A 23,981-nucleotide genomic window follows, 5' to 3' on the forward strand; every position below is an offset into this window, starting at 1 on the left:
ACTCGCCCGCCCGCCCGCGCCCGCGGCGCCGCCTGCGCGCCCCGTTGAGTGTCCGGAACACCCGGACGATCTTCGAACCCGTCCGGGTGTCGTGGACACTCAGCGGGCTGCGCAGCACGCACGGCGCAGGAGCCGCGACCGTGACGGGGCGGGGGCGAAGACCAGCCCGGCCACGAGCGCCGCCCGACGCGCAACAGCCCCGCCGCGCAACAGCCCCGCCGCGCAACAGCCCCGCCGCGCAACAGCCCCGCCGCGCAACAGCCCCGCCGCGCGACCGCGCGCCCCGCCTCCCCTCGAGAGTCCGCCTACCCTCGGAACATGACCCTTCCGCGCACCCTCGCCCGCTGGTTGCTCGGGGCCGCGCTCGTGTTCACCGGCGCCGCGCATCTCACGTTCGCGCGCGAGACTTTCGGCGCCCAGGTGCCGTCGTGGCTGCCGCTCCCGGTCGACGTCACGGTGGTGGCATCCGGGGTCGTCGAGATCGCGCTGGGCCTCGCCCTCCTTCTCCTCCGCCGGTGGCGCGTCGCCGTCGGCTGGATCGTCGCGGCCTTCTTCGTCGCGATCTTCCCGGGCAACGTCGAGCAGTTCGTCCGGGGCACCGACGCCTTCGGCCTCGACACCGACCTCGCCCGCGGCATCCGCCTGCTCTTCCAACCGCTCCTGGTGATCTGGGCGCTCTGGTCGACGGGGGCGTGGAGGGCGTGGCGCGCCCGGCGCCGCGCACCGGCCGGGAGCTGACCTCGGCGTCGCGCCCGACGGCGTGCGGCGCTGCCGCCTGCCACCTTGCCGGGGTCATCGCCGGGGGAATGTCCAAAAAACCCGGACCAGTTTCAAAACCGTCCGGGTTTGTTGGACGCTCGAGATTCTCTCGAGCGGAAGCGCGCGGATGCCGCGCCGTCGGCGTCAGCCCCGGCCCGCCTCCGCCGCCAGCACCTCGGCCAGCACGTCGAGGCCGCGGTGCGCATCGGCGTCGCCGATCACCGCGGGCGGGACGACGTGCACGCGGTTGTCGGCAAAGAAGCCGAGCACGCCCTTCTCGAGCATCGCGGCCTTGATCGCCCCGACGCGGGCGGCGGGGAGGGGCTCGCGCGTCTGCGGGTCGGCGACCAGCTCGACCGCCCAGAAGACGCCGCGCCCGCGCACCTCGCCCACGAGCGGCGCGTCCTCGGCCAGCTGCTTCAGGCGCGGACCGATCACGTCGGCGCCGATGCGGCGCGCGTTCTCGATCACGCCCTCCTCGGCCATCGCCTCCTGCGCGGCGACGATCGAGGCCGCCGCGAGCGGGTGACCCGAGTACGTCAGTCCGCCCGGGAAGACGCGGTCGTCGAACACCCGGGCCACGGCATCCGAGATCACGACCCCACCGACCGGCACGTACCCGGAGTTCACGCCCTTGGCGAAGGTGATGAGGTCGGGACGCACGTCGAACGCGTCGAAGGCGAACCATTCCCCGGCCCTCGCGAAGCCCGCCATGACCTCGTCCAGGATGAGCAGGATGCCGTAGCGATCGGCGATCTCGCGCACGCCGGCCAGGTAGCCGGGCGGCGGCACCAGGATGCCGGCCGTGCCGGGGATGGTCTCGAAGAGGAACGCCGCGATGGTGTCGGGCCCCTCCGCCTGCACGGTGCGCTCGAGGTGACGGAGGGCCCGCGCGGTCTCCTCCTCGGGCGTCTCGGCCCAGAACTCGGTGCGGTACAGGTACGGCCCGAAGACGTGGACGTGTCCGCGCGAGTACTCGTTCGGCATCCGGCGCCAGTCTCCGGTGGCGACGATGGCCGCCCCCGTGTTGCCGTGGTACGAGCGGTAGTGCGACACGATCTTGTCGCGGCCCGTGGCCAGGCGGGCCATGCGGATCGCGTTCTCGTTGGCATCCGCCCCGCCGTTGGTGAAGAAGACCTTCGAGAACCCCTCGGGCGCCCGCTTCAGCACGAGCTCGGCGGCGTGCGCGCGCATCTCGTTCGCGTGCGCGGGCGCGACGGTGGTGAGGGTCGCCGCCTGCTCCTGGATGGCCGCGACGACGCGGGGGTGCTGGTGGCCGATGTTGACGTTGACGAGCATGCTCGAGAAGTCGAGGTAGCGGCGGCCGTCGGCGTCCCACACCTCCACGCCCGATCCGCCCGCGAGGGGGAGGGGGGCGAGCGTGCGCTGCGCCGACCACGAGTGGAAGACGCTCCGGTGGTCGCGCTCGCGGATCTCGGCGTTGCGGGTGGTCGTGGCAGCGGTGGTCATGCCACCAGTGTGCGTCGCGCGTCCGCGGGCGGGGAGTGCCGATGTGTCGCTAATCTGGGCTCTCCATCGACAGTTTGGCCCGAATGCCCGCCACGCTCCACCTCCTGCTCGACGAGGGCTCGTTCCCTCTGCGCGTGCTCACGGTCCTCGACGACGAGGTGCTCGAGCGGCCGCTGTCGTGGGTGCACAGCTCCGACCTGCTCGATCCCACGCCCTGGCTCGAGCCCGGCACGCTGCTGCTGACCAACGGCGCCCAGTTCTCCGCGGATCCGGATGCCGCCGACGCCGTCGCCTACTGCCGGCGGTTGCGCGCGCACGGGGTGGCGGGGCTGGGCTTCGCGACCGAGATCATCCACGACCGCGTCCCGGAGGCGCTCGTGCGCGCGGGCGAGGAGACCGGGCTCCCGGTCGTCGAGATCGCCCGGCGGGCTCCCTTCATCGGGATCATCCGCTTCGTCGCCGACATCATCGCCACCGACCGCGCCGCGCGCTTCTCATGGCTGCTCGACGCCCAGCGGGCGGTGGCGCGGGCGGCCGTGCGTGACGACGGGCTGCGCGAGATCCTGCACACGCTGTCCCGGCTGCTGGGGGCCTGGGTCGACCTCTACGACGCGGTCGGCGGGCGCCTGTCGCTGCCCGGCCTGCGCGCCGCCCCCGACGACATCGAGGCCGAGGTCGGTCGCGAGGTGCGGCGCCTGCTCGAGCGCCGCACGGCCGCGAGCCTGGTCGTGCCCGCGGCCGGAGGCGCCCTCCTGCAGACCATCGGCCAGAGCTCGCGGCTGCGGGGAGTGCTCGCCGTCGGCGGTTCGCAGCCGCTCGATCCCGCGGGGAGGGACCTCGTCGCCACGGTCGTGGCCCTCGCGAGCATCGCCCTCGAACAGCAGCGCAACGTGCAGAGCTCGCTGCGGGCGGTTCGCGCGGGCGTGCTCGAGGTGCTGCTCGCGGGCAGCGACGACACCGCCCGCCGCACGGCCGACGCGGCTCTGGGCGGCCTTCCCGAGGCTCCGTACGTCGTCGGCGTGATCCGCGACGCGGCCGACTCGTCGGGCCTGCTCGACGAGCTCGACCTCGTCTCGAGCGACCCGCGCCGGATGTTCTCGGCGGAACGCGGTGCCGACGTCGTCGTGCTGCTCAGCGAGACGGCCGAGGGTCCCCTCGCGGCGCTCGCCGAGAGGCGGGGGCTGTCGGTCGGGACGGCGCGCCACGACGAGGGCGAGGCGGTGGCGGTGGCCCTCGACCGCGCGGCGCACGCGGCGCGGGAGGCGCCCCCCGGCACGGTGCGCGCCTACGCCGAGCTCGCCGGCCGCGGTCTCGTGGAGATGCTCCGCGACCGCGGGGGCGAGGTGCTCGCGCGCACGCTGCTGCAGCCCCTCGAGGCGCTGCCGCCCGCCGAGCGGCGCCGGCTGCGCGAGTCCGCGCGCGTGTGGCTCGAGGCCAACGGCGCCGGGGATCCCGCGGCGCGGGCCCTCGGCATCCATCGGCACACCCTGAAGGCGCGCCTGGCCCATCTCGAGCAGCTGCTCGGTCTCGACCTGTCGACCTTCGCCGCGCGCGCCGAGCTCTGGGCCGCGCTCGAACTCGAGCCCTGACCCCGCCGCCCCGCGCGGGCGGACGGCGGGTCAGGGGCGGAGAGTCAGGTGTTCTGGGGGAAGCCGAGGTTGATGCCGCCGTGGGTGGCGGGGTCGAGCCAGCGGCTGGTGACGGCCTTCTCGCGGGTGAAGAAGTCGAAGCCGTGCACGCCGTACGCCTTGGCGTCGCCGAAGAGGCTCTTCTTCCAGCCGCCGAAGGAGTGGTACGCGACGGGGACGGGGATGGGCACGTTGATGCCGATCATGCCGACCTGCACCTCGTTCTGGAAGCGTCGGGCGGCGCCGCCGTCGTTGGTGAAGATGGCGGTGCCGTTGCCGAACTCCCCGCTGTTGATGAGGGCGAGTCCCTCTTCGTAGGTCCTCACGCGCACGACGGAGAGCACGGGGCCGAAGATCTCCTCGGTGTAGGCGCGCGAGGTGGTGGGCACCTCATCCAGCAGGGTCGGCCCGAAGAAGAAGCCGTCCTCGTGCCCGTCGACCGTGAAGCCGCGACCGTCGACGACGATCTTCGCTCCGTCGGCTTCGGCGATGTCGACGTAGGACGAGACCTTGTCGCGGTGCGGGGCGGAGATGAGCGGACCCATGTCGGGCTCGGCGGCATCCGCTCCGTTGCCGATGCGCAGTTTCGCGATGCGCTCGGAGACCCTGGCGACGAGCTCGTCGGCGACGGGCTCGACGGCGAGCACGACGCTGACGGCCATGCAGCGCTCGCCCGCGGCGCCGAAGCCGGCGTTGACAGCGGAGTCGGCGACGAGGTCGAGATCGGCGTCGGGGAGCACGAGCATGTGGTTCTTCGCACCGCCCAGGGCCTGCACGCGCTTGCCGTTCTTCGACGCGGTCTCGTAGATGTACTGCGCGATGGGGGTGGAGCCGACGAAGCTGATCGACTGCACCGCGGGGGCGGTGAGCAGTCCGTCGACGGCGACCTTGTCGCCCTGCAGCACGGTGAACGCGCCGTCGGGGAGGCCGGCCTCCTTCCACAGCTGCGCGAGCCAGAGGGATGCCGAGGGGTCCTTCTCGCTGGGCTTGACGATGACGGCGTTGCCCGCGGCCAGGGCGACGGGGAAGAACCACATCGGCACCATCGCCGGGAAGTTGAACGGGCTGATGACGCCGACCACGCCGAGCGGCTGCTTGAGGGAGTACACGTCCACCCCGGTCGAGGCGTTCTCGCTGTAGGCGCCCTTGATCAGGTGCGGGAAGCCGGTCGCCAGTTCGACGACCTCCTGGCCGCGGAGGATCTCGCCCATGGCGTCGGAGAGCACCTTGCCGTGCTCGGCGGTGATGATCGCGGCCAGCTCGCCCTTGCGGGCGTTCAGCAGCTCGCGGAACGCGAACAGCACGCCCTGGCGCTTCGCGATCGAGTACCCGCTCCACTCCGCGAACCCGCGCTCGGCGGAGGCGACGGCCGCCTCGACGTCGGCGTCGTCGGCGAGGGCGACGTGCGCCTGCACGGCACCGGTCGCGGGGTTGTACACGGGAGCGGTGCGCCCGCTCGACGAGGCGGCGGCGGCGCCGTCGAACCAGTGCGCGATGACGGGGAGGTCGGTGTCGGTCATGGCTCCAGTAAACGACCCTCCCGGCGGCGACGCCGCTGACAGAACGTCGAGATCGCCGTCGCGGGCGGGACAGATCGGCAGTCCCCTCGGGCCGTGGCTGGGAGAGTCGTATGCGCGACCCGCTGAGTTTGAGAACGATTATCAGCAGCGATACGGTGTCCGTATGACCCGTCGCCTTCTCGCCCCCGTCGCCCTCGGGGCCGTCTCCGTCCTCGCCCTCGCCGGCTGCGCCGGTGCCACGACCTCGAGCGGATCCACCGCCGACTCCGCCGGCAAGGTCACGGTGGTGGCATCCACCGACGTCTACGGCTCGATCGCGGAGGCCGTCGGCGGCGACTTCGTCGACGTGCAGTCGATCATCACCTCGCCCTCCCAGGACCCGCACGAGTACGAGGCCAGCGCGCAAGACCAGCTGACGCTGAAGAACGCCGGTCTCGTGATCGAGAACGGCGCCGGCTACGACGCCTTCATGGAGTCGCTCATCGAGGCGAGCGGCACCACGGCCCCCGTGCTCACGGCCGTCGAGTACAACCACGACTACCCGGGCGCCGAGGGCCACGACGACGGCGCCTCGGCCGAGCCCAGCGCGAGCGCCGACGACCACGCGCACGACGAGGGCGACGGCCACTCCCACATCGAGGGCTTCAACGAGCACGTCTGGTACGACCCGCACACCGTCGAGGACCTCACCGCGGCGATCGCCGACGAACTGGGTCGCCTCGCCCCCGACCACGCCGCGGACTTCACGGCCAACGCCGACGCTTTCACGCAGCAGATCGCCGGGCTCGAGGACTCGCTGGCCCGGATCGAGTCCACGGATGCCGGGGCGAAGGTCTTCGTGACCGAGCCGGTGCCCGTGTACCTGACCACGGCCGCGGGCCTCGACAACGCCACCCCGAACGAGTTCAGCGAGGCCGTGGAGGAGGGGCAGGACGTGCCGCCGGCGACCCTGCTCGAATCCCTCCAGCTGCTGGACTCGGGACAGATCAGGGTCATGATCGTCAACCCGCAGACCGGCGGGGCCGAGGTCACGCAGGTCGAGGACGAGGCGAAGGCCAAGGACATCCCCGTGATCGAGTTCACGGAAACGCTCCCCGAGGGTCAGACTTACATCTCGTGGATGCAGAGCAACATCACCGCGCTGAGCGACGCGCTGGCGGCGTGAGCGCGGGAGCGCCGCTGCGCATCCGCGGCGCCGCCCTCGAACGCGGCGGCCGGGAGCTGTGGTCCGGGCTCGACCTCGAGGTCGAGCCCGGCGAGCTCGTCGCCGTCCTGGGCCCCAGCGGGTCGGGCAAGACCACCCTGTTGCGCGCGATCCTCGGTCTCGAGCGGCTCAGCGCCGGCTCGATCGAGGCGCTCGGCGCCCCGGTGCGTCGCGCGGGCAACCGCCGCATCGGCTACATCCCCCAGCAGCGGCCGCTCCCGCGCGAGACGCCGCTGCGCGGACGCGACATCGTCGGCCTCGGCGTCGACGGGCACCGGCTCGGCCTGCCCCTGTCGCGCAAGAAGGATCGCGCCCGCATCGACGACCTGCTCGAGGCGGTCGGGGCCACGGCGTTCGCCGACCGCCCCGTCGGGCTGCTCTCGGGCGGCGAGCAGCAGCGCCTGCGCGTCGGTCAGGCCCTGGCCGACGACCCGACCCTGCTGCTGTGCGACGAGCCGCTCACGAGCCTCGACCTCGCCAACCAGCAGGCCGTCGTGCGCCTCATCGACCGCCATCGGCGCGAGCGCGACGCCGCGGTGCTGCTGGTCACCCACGACATCAATCCGGTGCTGTCGAAGGTCGACCGCATCCTCTACATCGCGCACGGACGGTTCACCCTGGGCACGCCCGACGAGGTGCTCACGACCGAGACGCTGACCGCGCTCTATGGCGCCCCGGTCTACGTGGTGCGGGCGGGCGACCAGCTGATCGTCGTCGGAGCCCCGGATGCCGACGAGTCCCACCACCATCACCACGACGAGGACGACGCATGAACTGGTCCGACGTCGGCGACGCCCTGTTCGGCGGGGTGAGCCAGTACGGCGCCATCCTCGAGCTGGTGCAGAACTCCGTGTACGCGGGAGCGGTCCTCGGCCTGGTCGGCGGACTCATCGGCGTGTTCGTGATGCAGCGCGACATGGCCTTCGCCGTGCACGGCATCAGCGAGCTGTCGTTCGCGGGCGCCGCCGTGGCCCTGCTCATCGGCGTCGACGTCGTCTCGGGCTCGATCGTCGGCTCGCTCATCGCCGCCGCGCTCATCGGCCTGCTCGGTGCCCGCGCGCGCGACCGCAACTCGATCATCGGCGTGCTCATGCCGTTCGGTCTGGGTGTCGGCATCCTGTGCCTCTCGCTCTACAACGGGCGCAGCGCCACGCGCTTCAGCCTGCTGACCGGGCAGATCGTATCGGTGCAGAGCGCGCAGCTCGGCTGGCTGGTGGTCATCGGCGTCGCCGTGCTGGTCGCCCTCCTGCTCATCTGGCGACCGCTGCGCTTCGACTCGCTCGACCCGCAGTCCGCGGCCGCGCGCGGCGTGCCCACGACCGCGGTGTCGCTGGCGTTCATGCTGCTGCTGGGCCTCATCGTCGCGGTCGCCGTGCACATCATCGGCGCGCTGCTGGTGATGGCGCTGCTGGTCACCCCCGCCGCCGCGGCCATGCGGGTGGCATCCGGTCCCCTGTCGGTGCCCGTGCTCGCGGCGCTGTTCGGCTTCGTCTCGGCGGTGGGCGGCGTGCTGCTCGCGGTCGCCGGAACCCTGCCGGTGAGCCCCTACATCACGACCATCTCGTTCGCGATCTACCTCGTGTGCCGGGTGATCGGCGCGCGCCGCGACCGCACCACCCGGGCGCTCTGAGCCCGCGCGCCACGACGGACGCATCCGCGCGTCGGGGTGCGTCCCGCACCCAGCCGATTCACCGAACCCCTCGCTAGACTCGCCGCCATGGTCCAGCGCAACACGTGGCAGCGCGAACGCGTGCGCGAAGCCCTGTCGGGAGCCGGCGGGTTCGTCAGCGCGCAGTCGCTGCACGCGACCCTGCGCGACGAGAACACCGGCATCGGCCTGGCCACGGTGTACCGCACCCTCGCGGGTCTCGCGGCCCGCGGCGACGCGGATTCGCTGCAGAGCCCCGAGGGCGAGAACCTGTTCCGGGCGTGCGAGACCCGCGGTCACCACCACCACCTCATCTGCCGCTCGTGCGGCAAGGCGGTCGAGATCGCGGCCACCGACGTCGAGGAGTGGGCCCAGCGCACCGCCGCCCAGCACGGCTTCAGCGAGGCCGAGCACGTCGTCGACATCTTCGGCGTGTGCACCGACTGCGCCCGCGCCCGGGCTCGCGAGCGTGGCGACGAGTAGTCGCACCGCGCCGCCCACGGGCCGGCGTTCCGCACCCTCCCGTTCGGGCGCCCCCCGTTCGGGCGCGTCCCGCACCCTCGTCGCCCTCGGCGTGGGGGTCGTGGTCGTCACGGCGCTGTTCCTCGTCGACGCCTACGCGCCGACCTTCTTCGCGCAGCCCCTGCCCACGCGCGCGCAGGACGGGCTGACCCTCGCCCTCAGCGTCCTCATCGAGTCGCTGCCGTTCGTCATTCTCGGCGTGCTGCTGTCGATCATCGTGCAGGTGTGGGTGCCGCCGGGGGCGATCGAGAGATGGATGCCGCGCGCGCCGTGGGCGCGCCGGGCGGTGCTGTCGCTGCTGGGCATGTTCATCCCGGTCTGCGAGTGCGGCAACGTGCCGTTCGCGCGCGGACTGCTCATGCGCGGATTCGGGGTCAGCGACACCCTCACCTTCCTCGTGGCGGCGCCGATCGTGAACCCGATCGTCATCATCTCCACGCACGCCGCCTTCGGCTTCAGCGACGGCATCCTCGTGGCGCGCCTCATCGGCGGGTACCTCGTCGCCAACCTCATCGGGTGGCTCTACAGCCGGCATCCGGATCCCGACAAGCTGCTCACCGAGCGCTTCCTCGAGACGTGCGAGATCGTCGTGCAGGAGCGCGGCGACCGCGGCCGCCGCACGCTCGCGCAGTTCGTCGTCGAGCTGCGCTCGGTCATGCCCGCCCTCATCATCGGGTCGCTGCTCGCCGGGGCGGTGCAGGTGCTCGTGCCGCGCAGCGCGCTGCTGGCGATCGGGTCGGACCCGGCCCTGTCGATCGCGGCGATGATGGTGCTCGCGATCGTGGTCTCGCTGTGCTCGAACGTCGACGCGTTCTTCGCGCTGTCGTTCGCGTCGACCTTCACCCCCGGATCGATCGTGGCCTTCCTCGTCGTCGGCCCGATCATCGACCTGAAGATGATGGCGCTGCTGCGCACGACCTTCACCACCCGCGTGCTCGCGGGCATGACCGTGGTCGTGGTGCTGTTTGCCTTCGCCCTGGGAACGGTGGTGAACCTCCTTGTCTAGAACGGGCGCCCTCGCCACGCGCTGGCTCGGCGTGGGCCTGACCACGTGTCTGTCGATCACGACGATCACGCTGTGGATCACCGGCCGCATGTCGCTGTACATCAACCCCGACTCGGCCTGGTTCGCGGTCGGCATGTCGATCGTCGCGCTGATCGGCGCGGTCGCGTCCTTCGCGCTGCCGCTGGGCGCCGAGGCCGATCACGGACACGACCACGAGCACGGCCACGCGACCGCGGCCGCCGGGGCACGCCGCGAGGCCTTCGCCCACGCTGACCACGCGCACAGCGACCCGCTCGACGAGCACGACCACGCCGCGCACGATCATCTCGCCGCCCGCCCCCGCCTGACGCCCGGCGGCATCGCCGCGTTCACGGGCGGTGTCCTGGCCTCGGGGGCGGTCATCGCCGTGCTGCTGACGCCGGCGGCGTCGCTGTCGACCGAGCTGGCCGTCTCGCGCGACGTGGGCGCTCCGCCGCTGTTCGCCGGTTCCGACGTCGTGACGCTCGCCGCCTCGGGCGACACCTCGAAATTCGGCATCGGCGACTGGTCGGCCGTCTTCGCGCACGCGACGAACCCCGAGACGTTCGACGGCAAGCCCGTCACGCTCACGGGATTCATCACCCCGGGTGGCGACGGGGCCACGTTCGATCTGACGAGGCTGGTGATCACGCACTGCGTGATCGACGCCCAGACCGCACGCCTGCCGATCGCCGCCTCGGTCGACGCCCCCTCGACCGGCCAGTGGGTGACGGTCACCGGGACCGTCCGTTCCAGCGGCGACGGCAAGCTCGAGGTGCACGCCGATCAGGTGGCCTCGATCGACGAGCCGGCGGACCCCTATGAGTACTGACTCCCGTCGCGCGGGTGACTCCCGGCGTTCGCGCGCCCGCAAGCGCCGTGGTCGCGGGTTCGCGATCGCCTTCGCGGCGGTGCTCGTGGGTCTGATCGTCGTGGGCGGAGTGGGCGGTGTCGTCGCCGTCGCGCAGGGCCCCCGCGTCACCGACGTGCAGGTGGATCCCGCGGCGGCGGTCGCGGCATCCGGATCCCGCGTCATCCTCACCACGACCCAGTCGCTGCAGAGCGTCGACCCCTCGCAGGTCGAGGTCGAGCCGGCCACCCCGTTCACCGTCGACACCTCGGGGCGCAGCGTGGGCGTGCGGTTCACCCTTCCGCTGCGCGACGACACCGACTACCGCATCACCATCTCGGGCGTGAACGGCTTAGGGGCGGGACCCGCGTCGACCCTCACCGAGACCTTCCGGACGCCGCCGCTGCAGGCCTACCTGATGCAGCGCGGCACCCCCGACGGCGACACCATCTTCCGCACCGACCTCAAGGGCGAGGCGGGTCTGCCCGTCTTCGTGCACCCGCACATCGAGGACTTCCGCGCGACCGCGAACCACCTCGTCATCTCGGTGCGCGACGGAGACACCGCCCGCGTGATCGTGACCGATCCCGACGGCAAGAACGAGCGCGACATCGCGCTCCCGGGCCCGGGCTTCGTCACCAACCTGCAATCGGCCGACCGGGGCGAGCGCATCGGTTTCACCTTCTCGGATGCCGACCTGGGCGCCGCCGGAGGACGCGAGAGCCGCCTGTTCACGGCCTCAGCGGCCGACGACTCCCCGCCCACCGAGGTGGGCCTCAACGGCGGCGACGTGCGCATCGCCGATTACCGGTTCGTGCCCGACACCGACAGCATGCTCGTGCTCACCTTCGACTCCCGTCTGCTGCTCACCGATGCGCAGGGCGGCAACGCGGCCCCGCTCGGCAGCGCCGTGTCGATCGACGGCATCGCGCGGGGGTCGTCGATAGCGATCGTCGAGCGCCTCGAGGGGATCCGCGCGATCAACCTCACCGACGGCTCGGAGCAGGGGCTCGTCGAGCCGGTCGACCCGCCGGGGCTCGCCGGTCGCGCCACCCCGGTGCCCGGCGCCGGCGCGGGCACGATCCGCTCGTTCGCCGACATCAGCACCGACGGGGTCTCGCGGTCGACGATCGTGGCGCACGTCGACGACGCCGGCACCGTGCGGCAGCTGCTCGACGTGCCCGGATCCGACACCGTGCTGCAGACCTGCGTGTCGCCGAGCGGACGCTACGCCGCCGTCCTCGTCGCCCCGCGCGCGGTCGACAACCCCTTCGACCGCTATCAGCTGCCCCTCCCGCAGCGCCTGCTGACGCACCTCGTCGAGGTCGACACCGGCCAGGAGGTGGTCGCGCTGCAGGGGTTCGACCTGTCGTGGTGCCAGGTTCCGCCGCAGTGACGCGTCCCGCGACGCGCGCCGATCTCGCGGACCTCCCCGTCGAGGTCGCGCCGCGGCTGCTCGGCGCCCTGCTGCAGACCGTCGTGGGCGGCGAGCGGGTCGTGGTGCGGCTGACCGAGGTCGAGGCGTATCACGGTCTGGGCACCGGCGACCGGCCCGATCCCGGATCCCACGCGCGCAGCGGTCCCACGCCGCGCAACGCGACGATGTGGGGAGAGCCCGGTCACCTGTACGTCTATCTCAGCCATGGCATCCACTCGTGCGTGAACGTGGTGTGCGGGCCCGACGGGGTGGCCGGCGGTGTGCTCCTGCGCGGCGGCGAGATCGTCGCGGGCGAAGGGATCGCCGAGCGGCGCCGGCTCGAACGCCGCGGTGCCGTGCGGGCAGCCCGCGACCTCGCCCGCGGCCCCGGGCGCCTCGGCGATGCGGTGGGCCTGCGGCATCCGATCCACGACGGTATCGATGCGGTCACCGGGGAGGAACGGGCGGGAGCGCGGGCGCGACTGCTGCTGCCCGACGAACCGGCGGCGGCCGTGGCGACCGGTCCGCGCGTGGGCGTGGCGGGCATCGCCGGAACCGAGGCGTTCCCCTGGCGCTTCTGGATCGACGGGGATGCCACGGTCTCGGCCTTCCGCTGGGGGCGCGGGGCCGCGGAGACGGCGCGCGGGGCGGGGGAGGCGCCGCGGTGATCGCGGTCCCCTCGGCCGCGGTCGATCCACGGGCGCAGGGTCAAGCCGACACGCCGTGCTAGACTGACCCCTTGTCTGCGCGCACTCCAGCACGCAGTTCGCATCCCTCCTCCTGATCCCGACCTTCCGTCGTGTTCAGACGGGGTGCAGACAAGGGATCTTGGGTGACACCGTCCGGTGTCACGGTACAGAAGGAGACATCACCATGGCAGCAGTGTGCCAGGTGACTGGAGCGGTTCCCGGCTTCGGTCACAACATCTCGCACTCGCACCGCCGGACGAAGCGCCGCTTCGACCCGAACGTGCAGAAGAAGACCTACTTCGTTCCGTCGCTGGGTCGCAACATCAAGCTCAACGTTTCGGCGAAGGGCATCAAGGTCATCGACGCCCGCGGCATCGAGTCCGTCGTCCGTGACCTGCAGGCGAAGGGCGTGAAGCTGTAATGGCGAAGAAGGCTCAGGACGTTCGTCCGATCATCAAGCTGCGTTCGACCGCCGGCACGGGGTACACCTACGTGACGCGCAAGAACCGCCGCAACAACCCCGACCGCATCGTGCTCAAGAAGTACGACCCCGTGGTCCGCAAGCACGTCGACTTCCGAGAGGAGCGCTAAGCACATGGCTAAGAAGAGCAAGATCGCGCGCAACGAGCAGCGCAAGGTCGTCGTCGAGCGCTACGCCGCGAAGCGCGCCGAGCTGAAGAAGACCCTGGTCGACCCCAACGCGACCGACGAGGCCCGCGAGGCCGCCCGCGTGGGTCTGCAGAAGCTCCCCCGCAACGCGTCGCCCGCGCGCGTGCGCAGCCGCGACGTCATCGACGGTCGCCCCCGCGGTGTCCTCACGAAGTTCGGCGTCTCGCGCGTCCGCTTCCGTGACATGGCCCACCGTGGCGAGCTGCCCGGCGTGACCAAGTCGTCCTGGTAAGCACCGGATAGACAGACGAAGGGCGGGACTCCGAGAGGGGGCCCGCCCTTCGGCGTTCTCACGCCAGGATGCGCTGCAGCTCCACGACCGCTTCGGGGCGGGCGCTCACGCCGAGCTTGAGGTAGATCGACCGCACCTGGCTCTTCACGGTGTTCAAGGACACCCCACGGGTGCGGGCGATGTCGGCGAGGCTGAGGGAGGTGACCAGCAGATCGGCCAGCGCACGCTCGGTCGGGGTGAAGCCGTGGAGCTCGTCGGCCGTGCGCGGGGCTTCGACGGGAGCGGCGACCGACGCCAGTGCCGCGCGGATGTACGCGGCGGTCTCGGCGAGTTCGGGGTGCGTGCCCACGGCGGCGTCGACGAGCTCGGTGCACTCCTCCGGGGGGAGCATGATGAACGGGGTCATCGAGTTGCCGGTGTGCGCGATGAGCAGCAGGGCCGATTCCATGCTCTGCGCGGCGCGGCGGTCGTGGCCCAGGCGTCGGAACGCGATGGCACGCCGCAGCAGGAGCGGTGTGAGCGTGCGCAGGCAGTGATCGGCCTCGGATGCGACGCACGCCTCGGTCTCGGCGAGCATCTCCCGTTCGCGGCCGAGCAGAAGGAGGGCCCCGCCCCTCTGCATGGCGAAGCAGATGCCGTGGCCCTCGGGGCTCTCGGCGGCGGAGAGCGAGGCGAGCGACTCGGCGTACTGCCCTTGAGCGAGCAGGATGTCGGAGCGGATGCACAGCAGGAAGTCGCGGATGAAGCGGTGGCTCATGCTCCGCTCGCTGCCGTGCAGCAGTTGCTGGCAGGCGGCCAGGCCGGCGGCGTAATCGCCGTGGATGAGCTTGCCCATCGCGGCGATCGCCCGGGCGGAGTAGACGGAGTAGGGGTCGGAGGGATGCACGCGCGAGAGGTCCTGCGCCACGCGATGCAGGCCTCGGTGGTCCATGCGCGCCGCCGACACAAGGGAGTCGGCGAGCAGCAGGACGTACGACGTCTCGGCCTCGGGCCAGCCGCGGTCGTGAAAGAGGTCGTTCGCCGCTCGCATGGCCGGGTCGGCCGACGTGTACTCGCCGTTGAGGGCGAAGCCGAGTGCCGTCACGGTCAGGGCGTAGTACCGCAGGGCGTCGCAGTCGGCGAAGAGCTGCGCCTCGCGGCCGAAGCGGACGGCGACCTGCGGCAGCCCGACCGCGCAGAGGTACTCGCCCGCGCTGGCGAGGAGGAGGGCGCGGGAGTCGGTCGACAGCGTGGCCGGCCTCAGCAGACGCGTGCCCTCGAAGTAACGCCACACGAGAGAGGCTCCGTCGCTGAGCGCGTCGCGGCGGGCACGGGCGGCGAACAACGCCGCCAGCGCGCGGGCGCTGGAGTCCGTCCACACGGACGGGGGCTCGAGAGCCTCGACCTCCGAGAGCAGAGAGAGGTGGCGCGGGTCGGGGAGCCCGTGACCGGGTGGCAGGCGCAGCGCGATGGCGTTCACTGCCGCGCGGAGCGCCGAACGAGCGTCGATCGATGTCTGCGTGCCCGGCATCTTCGCCACCCCCCCCAATTCATCCCACCCGGTGTCCTCATCCGATCCGGTCATGTTCTTCACCGAATCTTCCGCGGTCATCGTACTTCCCCCCTTTCGTCGGCAGCGCGGGTGAGAGCAAGCACTGTCTTTCATCGCGAACTATTCACAATGCGATTCACCCGGACGCTGCCCGACGCTCGCTAAAGCGGGCGAGAGCGAGACCGGCGCCGCAATCGCTGATCGACGGCGGGCCACCCCTCGGGCGGCCTCCCTCGCCCAGCCGTGCACCGGCCGATGACGACACGCCGCCCGGAATGAGACGAAATCCGTCAGAATCCGCGTAATTCCGCGGTTCGGTTGATACTGTCGAGGCGGTCTCCCGACCAACGGGGAGGTGTTCCTCCCCGTCCGCGTAACGAGAGGCGACCCGCGTGGTCGTCTGGAGGACAAACCACATGGCCGACAAGTCCATCACCAAGACCGAGCTCGTCGCGAGCATCGCCAGCGCGACCGGGCAGAGCCAGTCCGCCGTGTCGGGCGTGCTCGACTCCCTCTTCTCCACCGTCTCCGAGGCGGTCGCCAAGGGCAGCAAGGTCTCGATCCCCGGCTGGATCGCCTTCGAGCAGGTCGCCACGTCGGCTCGCACGGGCCGCAACCCGCAGACGGGCGAGGAGATCTCCATCCCCGCCGGCAAGCGCGTCAAGGTCACCGCGGGCTCCAAGCTCAAGGCCGCCGTCAAGTAAGACGACGCCGAACGAACGAAGGGGGGATGCCCAGCGGCATCCCCCCTTCGTCGTTCCCCCGCGACGTAGGCTGGGAGGGTGAATCCCCGTCTGCTGCGCGTGGCGGGACCCGTCATCCTGATCGTGGTCTCGCTGATCGCCGTCGTCGTAGGTCTCGCCTACGGCGGGGGAGCCGCGGCGCCCCAGTTGGCCGATCCCGGCCCGGTCGTCCGGTGGGGCCTGCCGATCGCGACCGTGGTGGTCAACCTCTCGGCCGCCGCGATGGTCGGTTCGCTCGTGCTGGCCCTCTTCGCCCTGAAGGCGGGGGAGCGGCCGTTCGAGATCGCGCTCGACACGGCATCGATCGGTGCCGCGGTGTTCACGGTCGGCGCGGCCGCGACCGGATACCTGACGTTCCTCAACGTCCTCAACGCCAAACCCACCCTCGACGCGGTCTTCGGGCAGCAGCTCGGCCGCTTCCTCGTCGAGAGCTCGGTGGGGCAGGCCTGGCTGGTCACCACCATCGCCGGGGCCGTGCTGACGGTGCTGACGTTCGCCGTCCGCTCCTGGATCCCGACGATGCTCGTCGCGATCGGGGCCCTCGCCGCCCTCATCCCCATGGGAACCCAGGGGCACACCGGCGCCGAGACCAGCCATGACGCGGCCGTCACCTCACTGGTGCTGCACATCGTCGCCGCCGCCGTCTGGCTCGGCGGTCTGATCCTCGTCGTCGTGCTGCGGCCCGCGATGACGCGCCCGCAGGTGCAGACCCTGCTGCTGCGCTACTCGTCGCTCGCGCTCGTGGCGTTCATCGTCGTGGCGATCTCGGGGACCGTGCGCGCCTCGATCGGCCTGCAGGGCCTGCAGAACCTCTGGTCGGCCTACGGCGCCCTCGTGCTCGTGAAGGTGGGCGCCCTCGTCGCGATGGGCGTGCTCGGCGCGTGGTACCGCCGCCGCCTCATCGCGCGCATGGCGGACGAGCCCGGATCCCGTCGGTTCTGGGGCGTGGTCTCGCTCGAGCTGGTGTTCATGGGCATCGCCAGCGGCGTCGCTGCGGCCCTGGCCCGCACGCCCCCGCCCGGGGAGGCGTCGCTCGTGGGCACGTCGCCCGCCGAGGTGCTCACCGGCAGCCCCCTGCCCCCCGAGCTGACCCCGGAGCGCTGGTTCACCGCGTGGAACGTCGACCTGCTCTGGACCCTCATCGTGCTGGGGGGACTCTTCTTCTACCTCGCGGGCGTCTGGCGCCTGCTGCGCCGGGGCGACTCCTGGCCGATCGCGCGCACGGTGCTGTGGTGCCTCGGCATGCTGTCGGTGTTCTGGGTGACGTCCGGACCGCTGAACGTCTACCAGGACTACCTCTTCAGCATGCACATGATCGGGCACATGCTGCTGTCGATGGCGATCCCCCTCATGCTCGTCGCCGGCGCGCCGGTGTCGCTCGCCGCGCGCGCGATCCGCAAGCGCGACGACGGCACGCGCGGGGGGCGCGAGTGGATCCTTTGGGCCGTGCACAACCCGGTCGCGAAGGTCCTCACCAATCCGTACGTCGCGGCGGGGCTGTTCATCGGCTCGCTGTGGGCGTTCTACTACACCGACCTGTTCCGCTGGTCGCTCTACGACCACGTCGGCCACATCTGGATGGTGGCGCACTTCCTCGTCACGGGCTACCTGTTCGTGCTGAGCCTCATCGGCATCGATCCGGTGCCGTACCGCCTGCCGTACCCGATGCGCCTGCTCGTGCTCATCGCGATCATGGCCATGCACGCGTTCTTCGGCATCGCGATCATGATGAACTCGGGCCTCATGGTGGCCGAGTGGTTCGGGGCGATGGGGCGGACCTGGGGCGTCACCCCGCTGCAGGACCAGTACGCCGGCGGCGGCGTCGCGTGGTCGGTCGGCGAGATCCCCACGCTCATCCTCGCGATCGCGGTGGCGATCCAGTGGAGCCGCAGCGACGAGCGGCAGCAGCGCCGCCGCGACCGGCACGTCGACCGGGTGGGCGATCTCGAGCTCGACGCCTACAACGAGGAGCTCGCGCGACTGGCCGAGCGCGACGCCCGGGTGGCGGCGCGCGGCGGACGCTAACGCCCCTCAGTCGCCGGAGCCGCCGCCGACCAGGATCGACGCCGTGCCGTCGGGCAGGACGGCGATCTGCCCGTCGACGCGGAACGGGACGTCTTCTTCGACCGTGCGGACGCTGCCGTCGAAGATCGAGCGGATCTCGACGTCGATGTGCGCGACGGCCTTCGCCGAGGGGATGCGCCATCCGGACCCGTCGGGGACGACCGTCACGACCGGCTGCTCGACGATCGACCAGCTGGGCGCTCCGTCGATGCGGTTGCGCACGGTGTAGCCGAAGGGGCAGCCGGTAGGCTGCAGCACCTTCTGCTCGGCGCAGGAGGTGAGGAAGTCCTCCACCCGCGTCTGCACGACGCCGATGAACTCCTCGGTGGGTTCGGCCTGCACGTCGACCGGGATGCCGGCCAGGGGCGCGTCCGCGAGCACCGCGACCCCCGGGGTGGCGGAGATCGCGGTGTCGACGTCGACGGAGTACAACCCCGGCGAGAAGACGAGGAGGGGGACCGCCGCAGAGGGGTCGGCGTCGGCCCCGTCGACGGACACCTGTCGCTTGTCGACCTCGAAGCCGTTCACCGCGAAGCGCATCGACCCCATCACAGTGAGCTTCATGACCGAGAGGGGACTGCGCGCGAAGCGCCAGCGCGGCAGGAGCCCCTCACCGGGGTCGTGCTCGATCGCGAAGGTGGTCGAGCCGGAATACCCGCCCGCGATGTAGCTCACTGTGACGCGCGCCTGGTCGCCGTCGACGCTCTCGTCGGTCACGGTGGCGTCGGTCAAGGACGTGAGGGCGTCGGGGCGCAGCAGTGCCTCCGAGGCCGTTGCGGGCAGACCGACCGCCTCGAGCTCGGCGGAGTCGACGGCCACTCCCGGCACCGCGAGCGCCTCGGCCGTGCGGTGATCCTGGAGCAGTTCGAGGTAGTTCAGCACGAAAGCGCGAGGGCTGTAGACCTCGCGGTACAGCGATGCGGCCCCCGCGCCGAGGGCGGCGAGGAGGAGCACGCCGATCACGGCCATCGCGAGGATCTCGCGTCGCAGGCGCGTACGCGCACCGCTGACGCCCCGGAGCGTCGCGGGGCCCCCGCCTGCGTTGTCCACGCCTCCAGTGTAGGAAGTGCGCCTGGACGGGGGCCGCGCGCGTCACCGCGCGATGAGCGACTGCACCACCGCCACCGCCGCGAGCTGCCCGCCGGCGATCGCCGCGGCGAGCGAGAACATCGGTCCCGGGAGGTGGTCGGCCTGAGCGAGATCGCCGACCGCGTAGACGCCCTCGACGCTCGTACGCCCGAACGGGTCGGTGCGCACCGCCCCGGATTCCTGCCGCTGCACGCCGAGCCGGTCGAGAAGACCGCCGCGCGGACGCCAGCCGGGGGCGATGAAGGCCCCGGCGACGTCGAGCGGTCCCGAATCGAGGTGCAGACGCAGCCCGTCGTCGAGACCGTTCACCTCGCGCACGTCCGCGGGATCCACCACGTGGACCTCGGATGCCACCGGCTCGAGCATGCGCGCGACCATCTCGGCGTGCGTCCCCGCGTTGATGACGGCGACGGGTCGCCCCGCGAACTCGTGACCGTGGCAGAACGGACAGCTGGCCACGGTGTCGCCCCAGTGCGCGGCGAGGCCGGGGATCGGCGGCAGATCATCGACCACGCCCGTCGCCAGGATCACGGCGGTGGAGAGGTGCTCCCGCCCGTCGGCGACGACCCGCACGACGCCGTCGCTCGCGGAGATGTCGGAGACCGCGGCATCCGTCGTCTCCACGGTGTCGTAGGCGGCGATCTCGGCGCGGGCGATGCGGCGCAGCTCGGCGGGATCGCGTCCGTCGTTGGTGAGGAGATTGTGCGCGTGGCGCACGGTTCCGTTGCGGTACTCGCCCGAGTCCAGCAGGAGGGTGCGGCGGTGCATGCGCCCCAGGGTGAGGGCCGCCTGCAGGCCGGCGGGGCCGCCCCCGATGATGATCGCGTCGTACACGATGAGTTCCTTCCACTTGCGTTCGCGTCCATCGTGTGACTTCATGTCGACATGAAGTCAAGCGGCGAGTCCATCGGCGAGACCGCGGCACGGTTCGGCCTCGACACCCACGTGCTGCGGTACTGGGAGGACGAGGGGCTGCTCCGGCCCGCGCGCGACCGCGCCGGACGACGCCTCTTCGCGGAGGACGACGTCGTGCGCGTCGCGGTCATCCTGCGCAACAAGGCGGCGGGGATGTCGCTCGAGCAGATCCGCGTGCTGCTCGACGAGGGGGCGCCCGATCGGCACCGGGTACTCGAGGAGCACATCGCCGAGCTCGACCGGCGCGCCGCCGACATCGCCGAGGCGCGCGCGATGACCGAGCATGCGCTGCGCTGCCGGTCGCACGACATCACGCAGTGCCCCCGCTTCCGCAGTCACGTCGGCGACGTGCTGTCGGGCGAGGCGCGCTGGCTGCTCGACCGCACTGAGCCGAGGGGCGGCCCCGTCGGCGCGGCACCCGGACCCGCTCCCGCGTGACGGAAGGGGCGGTCGGCGAGGCTCGCGATCCACACGGGGCCGCCGCCCGCGAGCGCTGCGAACTAGCATGAACCGGTGACCACGCCGCCCCTCTCCGCCGAGCAGCAGGCGCTGTTCCGGCTGATCGAGGACACCCGTGAGCACGTCTTCGTCACGGGGCGCGCCGGCACCGGCAAGTCGACCCTGCTGCAGCACCTCGCCTGGAACACGAAGAAGCAGATCGCCGTGTGCGCACCCACGGGGGTCGCCGCGCTCAACGTCGAGGGCCAGACGATCCACTCCCTCTTCCGCCTGCCGATCGGGCTGATCGCGAACGGCGACATCGATCAGAACGACGCCACGCGCAAGATCCTCAACGCGATCGACACACTCGTGATCGACGAGATCTCGATGGTCAACGCCGACCTCATGGATGCCATCGACCGCTCGCTCCGCCAGGCCCGGGGTCGACGGTCGGAGCCGTTCGGGGGAACGCAGATCGTCATGTTCGGCGATCCGTACCAGCTGGCGCCGGTCCCGCCGCGGGGCGACGAGATGCGCTACATCCGCGACCACTACCGCTCGTTCTGGTTCTTCGACGCGAAGGTGTGGTCGGGGGAGGCGGCGACCGACGGGCTCATCGACATCGGCCGGCACGGGGCCGACCTGCACGTCAACGAGCTCGTCGAGATCCACCGGCAGTCCGACCCCGGGTTCAAGCAGCTGCTCAACGCGGTGCGCTACGGGCGCGTGACGGCCGAGATGGCCGGCATCCTGAACACCGCCGGCGCCCGCACGCCCCCGCACCCGGCCGACGGCGAGCACCCGATCATCACGCTCGCCACGCGCAACGACCGCGTCAACACCATCAACCGCAAGCACCTCGACGAGCTCATCGGGCGCACGCAGACCGCGAACGCCGAGATCTCGGGGGACTTCGGCCGCGGAGAGGCGAACTACCCGGCCGAGATGGAGCTCACACTCAAGGTCGGCGCCCAGGTGATGTTCCTGCGCAACGACGGGGCGCAGTTCGGCGAGGCGCCGCGCTGGGTGAACGGCACGATCGGCACCGTCACGCGCATCGCGGGCGACAGCGTGCGGGTCGAGGTCGACGGCGTCGAGCACGACGTCGAACCCGCCGTGTGGGAGAGGTACCGCTACGCCTACGACCCGGGCACCAAGAACCTCTCGCGCGAGATCGTCGCGGAGTTCACGCAGTTCCCGCTGCGCCTCGCCTGGGCCGTGACGATCCACAAGTCGCAGGGCAAGACCTACGATCGCGCGGTGGTCGACCTCGGTGCGGGAGCGTTCGCCCCCGGCCAGACGTACGTCGCGCTCAGCCGGCTCACCTCGCTCGACGGGCTCTATCTGTCGCGACCGCTGCGCCCGAGCGACATCCGGGTCGACGAAGACGTGCGCCGCTTCATGAAGCAGGCCTGGCTCGCGCGACAGGATGCCGCGCAGGCGTGAGCCTCAGGCGACGTGCGCGCCCTTGGCGCGGGTCAGGTCGGCGAACAGCTCGGTGGTGAAGCGGTAGGCCACCAGCACCTCGGCGATCACGCGCTCCTTCTCGGCGTCGTCCCAGGGGGCGGCGTCGAGCTGCTCGCGGTAGACGGTCTTGAACGCCCGCGGGTCGGCGATGTCGCCGAACAGCAGGAAGCCGATGCCGTTGGTCTCGAACCCGAACCGGCGCCGCATGAGGCGCCCGATCGAGGGCCCGCCCGAGAGGTCGCCGAGGAGGCGCACGTAGTGGTGGGCGACGAAGCCGCCCGGCCAGGTCGCCGCGACCCGGCGGATGCGCGAGACGTAGGCCTGCGTCGTCGGCAGGGGGTGGACGCTCTCGCGCCAGTCGGCGCCGATCAGGAAGGCCAGGTCGGATTCGAGCGCCGGCAGGCGGGAGTGGCGGTCGCGGAGGAACACGGATGCCACCGGGTCGAGCCGCATGCGCGCGGCGGCCTCCTCGAGGGCGGAGTAGATGAACCAGTGCTGGGCGACCAGGGCGATGTAGTCGTCGCGGGTGCCGGCGCCGGTGAGCAGGTCGGTCATGAACCCGTCGCACTCGGTGGAGGAGTGCGCGCTGCTCGCGCGTTCGCGCAGGGCGAGGGAGAACGGGACCGGGGCGTTCATGCGGCCATCATACGCACTGACTTAGGTCTGCCTAACCCCTGATTCGCTGTGCGTCGCGGGTCGCGTCCGCAGTCGTGATGCAGACGTGACGCCCGGGCGGTGCAAGGGGCGGTTGCGCTCAGGTGCCGTGTGTTTGAATCGACGGAGCGCGCGCGTGTCGGCGCGCGGAAATGCCTGGGGGTTACCAATGCGCAGATGGCGTCGTTCCGCGGCCATCGCGATCGCGAGTGCCGGTGTTCTGGCGATCGCGCTGAGCGGCTGCACGCCGCAGCAGTCGGTGTCGATCGACGTTCCGGCTCAGGTCGACGCCCCTCTTCCCGATGCCACCGTCGCCGAACTGCAGGATGCCGTGACCTCGGCCATGACCGCGACCGGGTCGACCGGTGCGATCGTCGGCGTGTGGGCGCCGTGGAGCGGCACGTGGGTGTCGGGCGTGGGCGCGCAGAGCCTCGCGGGCGGCGAGGTCACGAGCGACATGTCGTTCCGCGCGGCCGAGGTGACCGGGGCGATGACGTGCGACGTGCTGTACGAACTCGCCGCGGACGGCACCCTCTCGATGAGCGACCCGATCACCACGTGGGTCAGCAACCTCCCCGGGTACGACGACATCACCCTGCGCGAGCTGTGCGACGGCACGTCGGGTCTCGCCTCCTACACCGCGACCCTCGAAGGAGCGGTGCTCGGCAACCCCGAACGCGTGTGGAACCCGCGCGAGCTCATGGCCTACGGTATCGCGCGGCCCCGCCTGAACGCCCCGGGCGCCGCGTACGGCACCTCCGCCACCAACTACCTCATCGCGGGTCTCGCGGTCGAGCGGGCGACGAACGAGCCCCTCGCCACGGTGCTCGCCGAGCGCGTCGCGCAGCCGCTCGGGCTCTCGTCGACGTTCCTGCCGGCGCCCGCCCCCGCGACCCCCGGCCCCTCGTCGCTGAACGGCTACTGGTCGCAGCCGAACGCCGAGGGCGTCTGGAACTGCACCGAGCCGGCCGACTTCACCGAGATGTCGTCGAGCTACGGCGGTGCCGCAGCCGGTGCGGTCACCTCGATCACCGACCTCGGACGCTACGCCCAGGCCCTCGCGACGAAGGCATTGCTGCCCGCCGACAGCGACAGGTTCGCGAACCCCGTCCCCGTCGGTCCCGACCAGCCGTCGTGGTTCACGGCGGCCGGGGGGACCTTCCAGGCCGGCTCGCTCATCGGACAGTTCGGCTGGACGCCCGGGTACATGACCGCCGCCTTCGCCGATCCCGCGACCGGGATGTCGGTCGCGGTCGTGCTCAACAACTCGGGCGGCAACAAGCTGACCAGCGCCTGGCTCGCCTGGGAGCTCGCGGCCATCGCGTCGAAGGCCCCCGCGGCCGCGGGGCAGACGCTGCCCGAGGCCGGACTGCCCTGGACGGCCCAGCAGATGCGCGACAACATCGTCGGCAACGCCATCTGCGCCGCCCCCGCCTCGTGATCCG

General features: G+C 71.6%; 24 protein-coding genes. 18 read left to right on the plus strand and 6 right to left on the minus strand.

Annotated elements, in window-relative coordinates; all coding sequences use genetic code 11:
* The first annotated feature begins 318 nt into the window (after positions 1–318).
* Entirely contained in the window at positions 319–738 is a 420-nt protein-coding gene (locus FB047_RS16210; RefSeq protein ID WP_136588248.1) for a DoxX family protein, read from the plus strand.
* A 165-nt stretch (positions 739–903) separates the two neighbouring features.
* Here FB047_RS16210 and FB047_RS16215 read toward each other — a convergent pair whose 3' ends face one another.
* The gene (locus tag FB047_RS16215) at positions 904–2,229 is read right to left on the minus strand and encodes an aspartate aminotransferase family protein (protein ID WP_136588249.1); all 1,326 of its coding nucleotides are present in this window, start codon (positions 2,227–2,229) and stop codon (positions 904–906) included.
* Between the two features lie 83 nt (positions 2,230–2,312).
* Here FB047_RS16215 and FB047_RS16220 point away from each other — a divergent pair, with 83 nt between their 5' ends.
* Positions 2,313–3,818, plus strand: coding sequence for a PucR family transcriptional regulator (locus FB047_RS16220; RefSeq protein ID WP_136588250.1), 1,506 nt, complete (start codon positions 2,313–2,315; stop codon positions 3,816–3,818).
* Positions 3,819–3,862: 44 nt separating this feature from the next.
* Here the strand turns inward: FB047_RS16220 and FB047_RS16225 are convergent, their stop codons facing one another.
* Positions 3,863–5,377 (minus strand): CoA-acylating methylmalonate-semialdehyde dehydrogenase, encoded by a 1,515-nt coding sequence (locus tag FB047_RS16225; protein ID WP_136588251.1) that lies wholly within the window; start codon positions 5,375–5,377, stop codon positions 3,863–3,865.
* A 163-nt stretch (positions 5,378–5,540) separates the two neighbouring features.
* On the opposite strand from FB047_RS16225, the gene FB047_RS16230 reads away from it, so the two are divergent.
* From FB047_RS16230 to rpsN, 11 genes are all read left to right on the plus strand, one after another.
* A complete protein-coding gene (locus FB047_RS16230) occupies positions 5,541–6,542 on the plus strand; it encodes a metal ABC transporter solute-binding protein, Zn/Mn family (protein WP_136588252.1) in 1,002 nt (333 codons plus the stop codon).
* Positions 6,539–7,354, plus strand: coding sequence for a metal ABC transporter ATP-binding protein (locus FB047_RS16235; RefSeq protein ID WP_136588253.1), 816 nt, complete (start codon positions 6,539–6,541; stop codon positions 7,352–7,354). The genes FB047_RS16230 and FB047_RS16235 overlap by 4 nt, the downstream gene beginning before the upstream one ends.
* Positions 7,351–8,211, plus strand: a complete 861-nt coding sequence (locus FB047_RS16240; RefSeq protein WP_136588254.1) for a metal ABC transporter permease — start codon at positions 7,351–7,353, stop codon at positions 8,209–8,211. The genes FB047_RS16235 and FB047_RS16240 overlap by 4 nt, the downstream gene beginning before the upstream one ends.
* A gap of 87 nt (positions 8,212–8,298) precedes the next feature.
* A complete protein-coding gene (locus FB047_RS16245; protein WP_136588255.1) occupies positions 8,299–8,712 on the plus strand; it encodes a Fur family transcriptional regulator in 414 nt (137 codons plus the stop codon).
* The gene (locus FB047_RS16250) at positions 8,699–9,757 is read left to right on the plus strand and encodes a permease (protein WP_420812662.1); all 1,059 of its coding nucleotides are present in this window, start codon (positions 8,699–8,701) and stop codon (positions 9,755–9,757) included. The genes FB047_RS16245 and FB047_RS16250 overlap by 14 nt, the downstream gene beginning before the upstream one ends.
* A complete protein-coding gene (locus tag FB047_RS16255) occupies positions 9,750–10,607 on the plus strand; it encodes a TIGR03943 family putative permease subunit (protein WP_136588256.1) in 858 nt (285 codons plus the stop codon). The genes FB047_RS16250 and FB047_RS16255 overlap by 8 nt, the downstream gene beginning before the upstream one ends.
* The gene (locus tag FB047_RS16260; protein WP_136588257.1) at positions 10,597–12,021 is read left to right on the plus strand and encodes a hypothetical protein; all 1,425 of its coding nucleotides are present in this window, start codon (positions 10,597–10,599) and stop codon (positions 12,019–12,021) included. Before FB047_RS16255 ends, FB047_RS16260 begins: the two co-directional genes overlap by 11 nt.
* On the plus strand, positions 12,018–12,710 hold the full coding sequence (locus tag FB047_RS16265) for a DNA-3-methyladenine glycosylase (protein WP_136588258.1): 693 nt from the start codon (positions 12,018–12,020) through the stop codon (positions 12,708–12,710). Before FB047_RS16260 ends, FB047_RS16265 begins: the two co-directional genes overlap by 4 nt.
* A gap of 205 nt (positions 12,711–12,915) precedes the next feature.
* On the plus strand, positions 12,916–13,152 hold the full coding sequence (gene rpmB, locus FB047_RS16270) for a 50S ribosomal protein L28 (protein WP_055832508.1): 237 nt from the start codon (positions 12,916–12,918) through the stop codon (positions 13,150–13,152).
* Positions 13,152–13,322, plus strand: a complete 171-nt coding sequence (gene rpmG / locus FB047_RS16275; protein WP_013584775.1) for a 50S ribosomal protein L33 — start codon at positions 13,152–13,154, stop codon at positions 13,320–13,322. Before rpmB ends, rpmG begins: the two co-directional genes overlap by 1 nt.
* Before the next feature lie 4 nt (positions 13,323–13,326).
* Positions 13,327–13,632, plus strand: coding sequence for a 30S ribosomal protein S14 (rpsN, locus tag FB047_RS16280; protein ID WP_022878196.1), 306 nt, complete (start codon positions 13,327–13,329; stop codon positions 13,630–13,632).
* A 58-nt stretch (positions 13,633–13,690) separates the two neighbouring features.
* Here the strand turns inward: rpsN and FB047_RS16285 are convergent, their stop codons facing one another.
* Positions 13,691–15,223: a helix-turn-helix transcriptional regulator gene (locus tag FB047_RS16285; RefSeq protein WP_136588259.1), complete on the minus strand. Its 1,533-nt coding sequence runs from the start codon at positions 15,221–15,223 to the stop codon at positions 13,691–13,693.
* A gap of 356 nt (positions 15,224–15,579) precedes the next feature.
* Between FB047_RS16285 and FB047_RS16290 the strand changes: the two genes are divergently transcribed.
* Both FB047_RS16290 and FB047_RS16295 read left to right on the plus strand, forming a co-directional pair.
* Positions 15,580–15,867, plus strand: coding sequence for an HU family DNA-binding protein (locus tag FB047_RS16290; RefSeq protein WP_013584778.1), 288 nt, complete (start codon positions 15,580–15,582; stop codon positions 15,865–15,867).
* 78 nt (positions 15,868–15,945) lie between these two features.
* A complete protein-coding gene (locus FB047_RS16295) occupies positions 15,946–17,931 on the plus strand; it encodes a bifunctional copper resistance protein CopD/cytochrome c oxidase assembly protein (RefSeq protein WP_136588260.1) in 1,986 nt (661 codons plus the stop codon).
* 6 nt (positions 17,932–17,937) lie between these two features.
* Here the strand turns inward: FB047_RS16295 and FB047_RS16300 are convergent, their stop codons facing one another.
* Together FB047_RS16300 and FB047_RS16305 are read right to left on the minus strand one after the other, a co-directional pair.
* Positions 17,938–19,020 carry a hypothetical protein gene (locus tag FB047_RS16300; protein WP_136588261.1) on the minus strand — a complete coding sequence of 361 codons (1,083 nt, stop codon included), beginning with the start codon at positions 19,018–19,020 and terminating at the stop codon, positions 17,938–17,940.
* A 42-nt stretch (positions 19,021–19,062) separates the two neighbouring features.
* A complete protein-coding gene (locus FB047_RS16305; protein WP_240752876.1) occupies positions 19,063–19,938 on the minus strand; it encodes an NAD(P)/FAD-dependent oxidoreductase in 876 nt (291 codons plus the stop codon).
* Between the two features lie 6 nt (positions 19,939–19,944).
* Between FB047_RS16305 and FB047_RS16310 the strand changes: the two genes are divergently transcribed.
* Together FB047_RS16310 and FB047_RS16315 are read left to right on the plus strand one after the other, a co-directional pair.
* A complete protein-coding gene (locus FB047_RS16310; protein ID WP_136588262.1) occupies positions 19,945–20,412 on the plus strand; it encodes a MerR family transcriptional regulator in 468 nt (155 codons plus the stop codon).
* Between the two features lie 75 nt (positions 20,413–20,487).
* On the plus strand, positions 20,488–21,861 hold the full coding sequence (locus FB047_RS16315; protein ID WP_136588263.1) for an ATP-dependent DNA helicase: 1,374 nt from the start codon (positions 20,488–20,490) through the stop codon (positions 21,859–21,861).
* 3 nt (positions 21,862–21,864) lie between these two features.
* On the opposite strand, the gene FB047_RS16320 is transcribed toward FB047_RS16315, so the two are convergent.
* Positions 21,865–22,518 (minus strand): biliverdin-producing heme oxygenase, encoded by a 654-nt coding sequence (locus FB047_RS16320; RefSeq protein ID WP_136588264.1) that lies wholly within the window; start codon positions 22,516–22,518, stop codon positions 21,865–21,867.
* A 187-nt stretch (positions 22,519–22,705) separates the two neighbouring features.
* On the opposite strand from FB047_RS16320, the gene FB047_RS16325 reads away from it, so the two are divergent.
* A complete protein-coding gene (locus FB047_RS16325; RefSeq protein ID WP_136588265.1) occupies positions 22,706–23,977 on the plus strand; it encodes a serine hydrolase domain-containing protein in 1,272 nt (423 codons plus the stop codon).
* Positions 23,978–23,981: the final 4 nt, after the last annotated feature.

The organism is Microbacterium hydrothermale, from assembly GCF_004854025.1.
In the GTDB taxonomy this organism is placed as follows: Bacteria; Actinomycetota; Actinomycetes; order Actinomycetales; family Microbacteriaceae; genus Microbacterium; species Microbacterium hydrothermale.

Coding starts and splice junctions, on each gene's coding strand:
- FB047_RS16220 (WP_136588250.1), top strand. CDS start 2,313: ATGCCCGCCACGCTCCACCTCCTGCTCGACGAGGGCTCGTTCCCTCTG.
- FB047_RS16230 (WP_136588252.1), top strand. CDS start 5,541: ATGACCCGTCGCCTTCTCGCCCCCGTCGCCCTCGGGGCCGTCTCCGTC.
- rpmG (WP_013584775.1), top strand. CDS start 13,152: ATGGCGAAGAAGGCTCAGGACGTTCGTCCGATCATCAAGCTGCGTTCG.
- rpmB (WP_055832508.1), top strand. CDS start 12,916: ATGGCAGCAGTGTGCCAGGTGACTGGAGCGGTTCCCGGCTTCGGTCAC.
- FB047_RS16290 (WP_013584778.1), top strand. CDS start 15,580: ATGGCCGACAAGTCCATCACCAAGACCGAGCTCGTCGCGAGCATCGCC.
- FB047_RS16210 (WP_136588248.1), top strand. CDS start 319: ATGACCCTTCCGCGCACCCTCGCCCGCTGGTTGCTCGGGGCCGCGCTC.
- FB047_RS16215 (WP_136588249.1), bottom strand. CDS start 2,229: ATGACCACCGCTGCCACGACCACCCGCAACGCCGAGATCCGCGAGCGC.
- FB047_RS16325 (WP_136588265.1), top strand. CDS start 22,706: ATGCGCAGATGGCGTCGTTCCGCGGCCATCGCGATCGCGAGTGCCGGT.
- FB047_RS16320 (WP_136588264.1), bottom strand. CDS start 22,518: ATGAACGCCCCGGTCCCGTTCTCCCTCGCCCTGCGCGAACGCGCGAGC.
- FB047_RS16260 (WP_136588257.1), top strand. CDS start 10,597: ATGAGTACTGACTCCCGTCGCGCGGGTGACTCCCGGCGTTCGCGCGCC.
- FB047_RS16225 (WP_136588251.1), bottom strand. CDS start 5,377: ATGACCGACACCGACCTCCCCGTCATCGCGCACTGGTTCGACGGCGCC.
- FB047_RS16240 (WP_136588254.1), top strand. CDS start 7,351: ATGAACTGGTCCGACGTCGGCGACGCCCTGTTCGGCGGGGTGAGCCAG.
- FB047_RS16310 (WP_136588262.1), top strand. CDS start 19,945: ATGAAGTCAAGCGGCGAGTCCATCGGCGAGACCGCGGCACGGTTCGGC.
- rpsN (WP_022878196.1), top strand. CDS start 13,327: ATGGCTAAGAAGAGCAAGATCGCGCGCAACGAGCAGCGCAAGGTCGTC.
- FB047_RS16285 (WP_136588259.1), bottom strand. CDS start 15,223: ATGACCGCGGAAGATTCGGTGAAGAACATGACCGGATCGGATGAGGAC.
- FB047_RS16245 (WP_136588255.1), top strand. CDS start 8,299: ATGGTCCAGCGCAACACGTGGCAGCGCGAACGCGTGCGCGAAGCCCTG.
- FB047_RS16305 (WP_240752876.1), bottom strand. CDS start 19,938: ATGAAGTCACACGATGGACGCGAACGCAAGTGGAAGGAACTCATCGTG.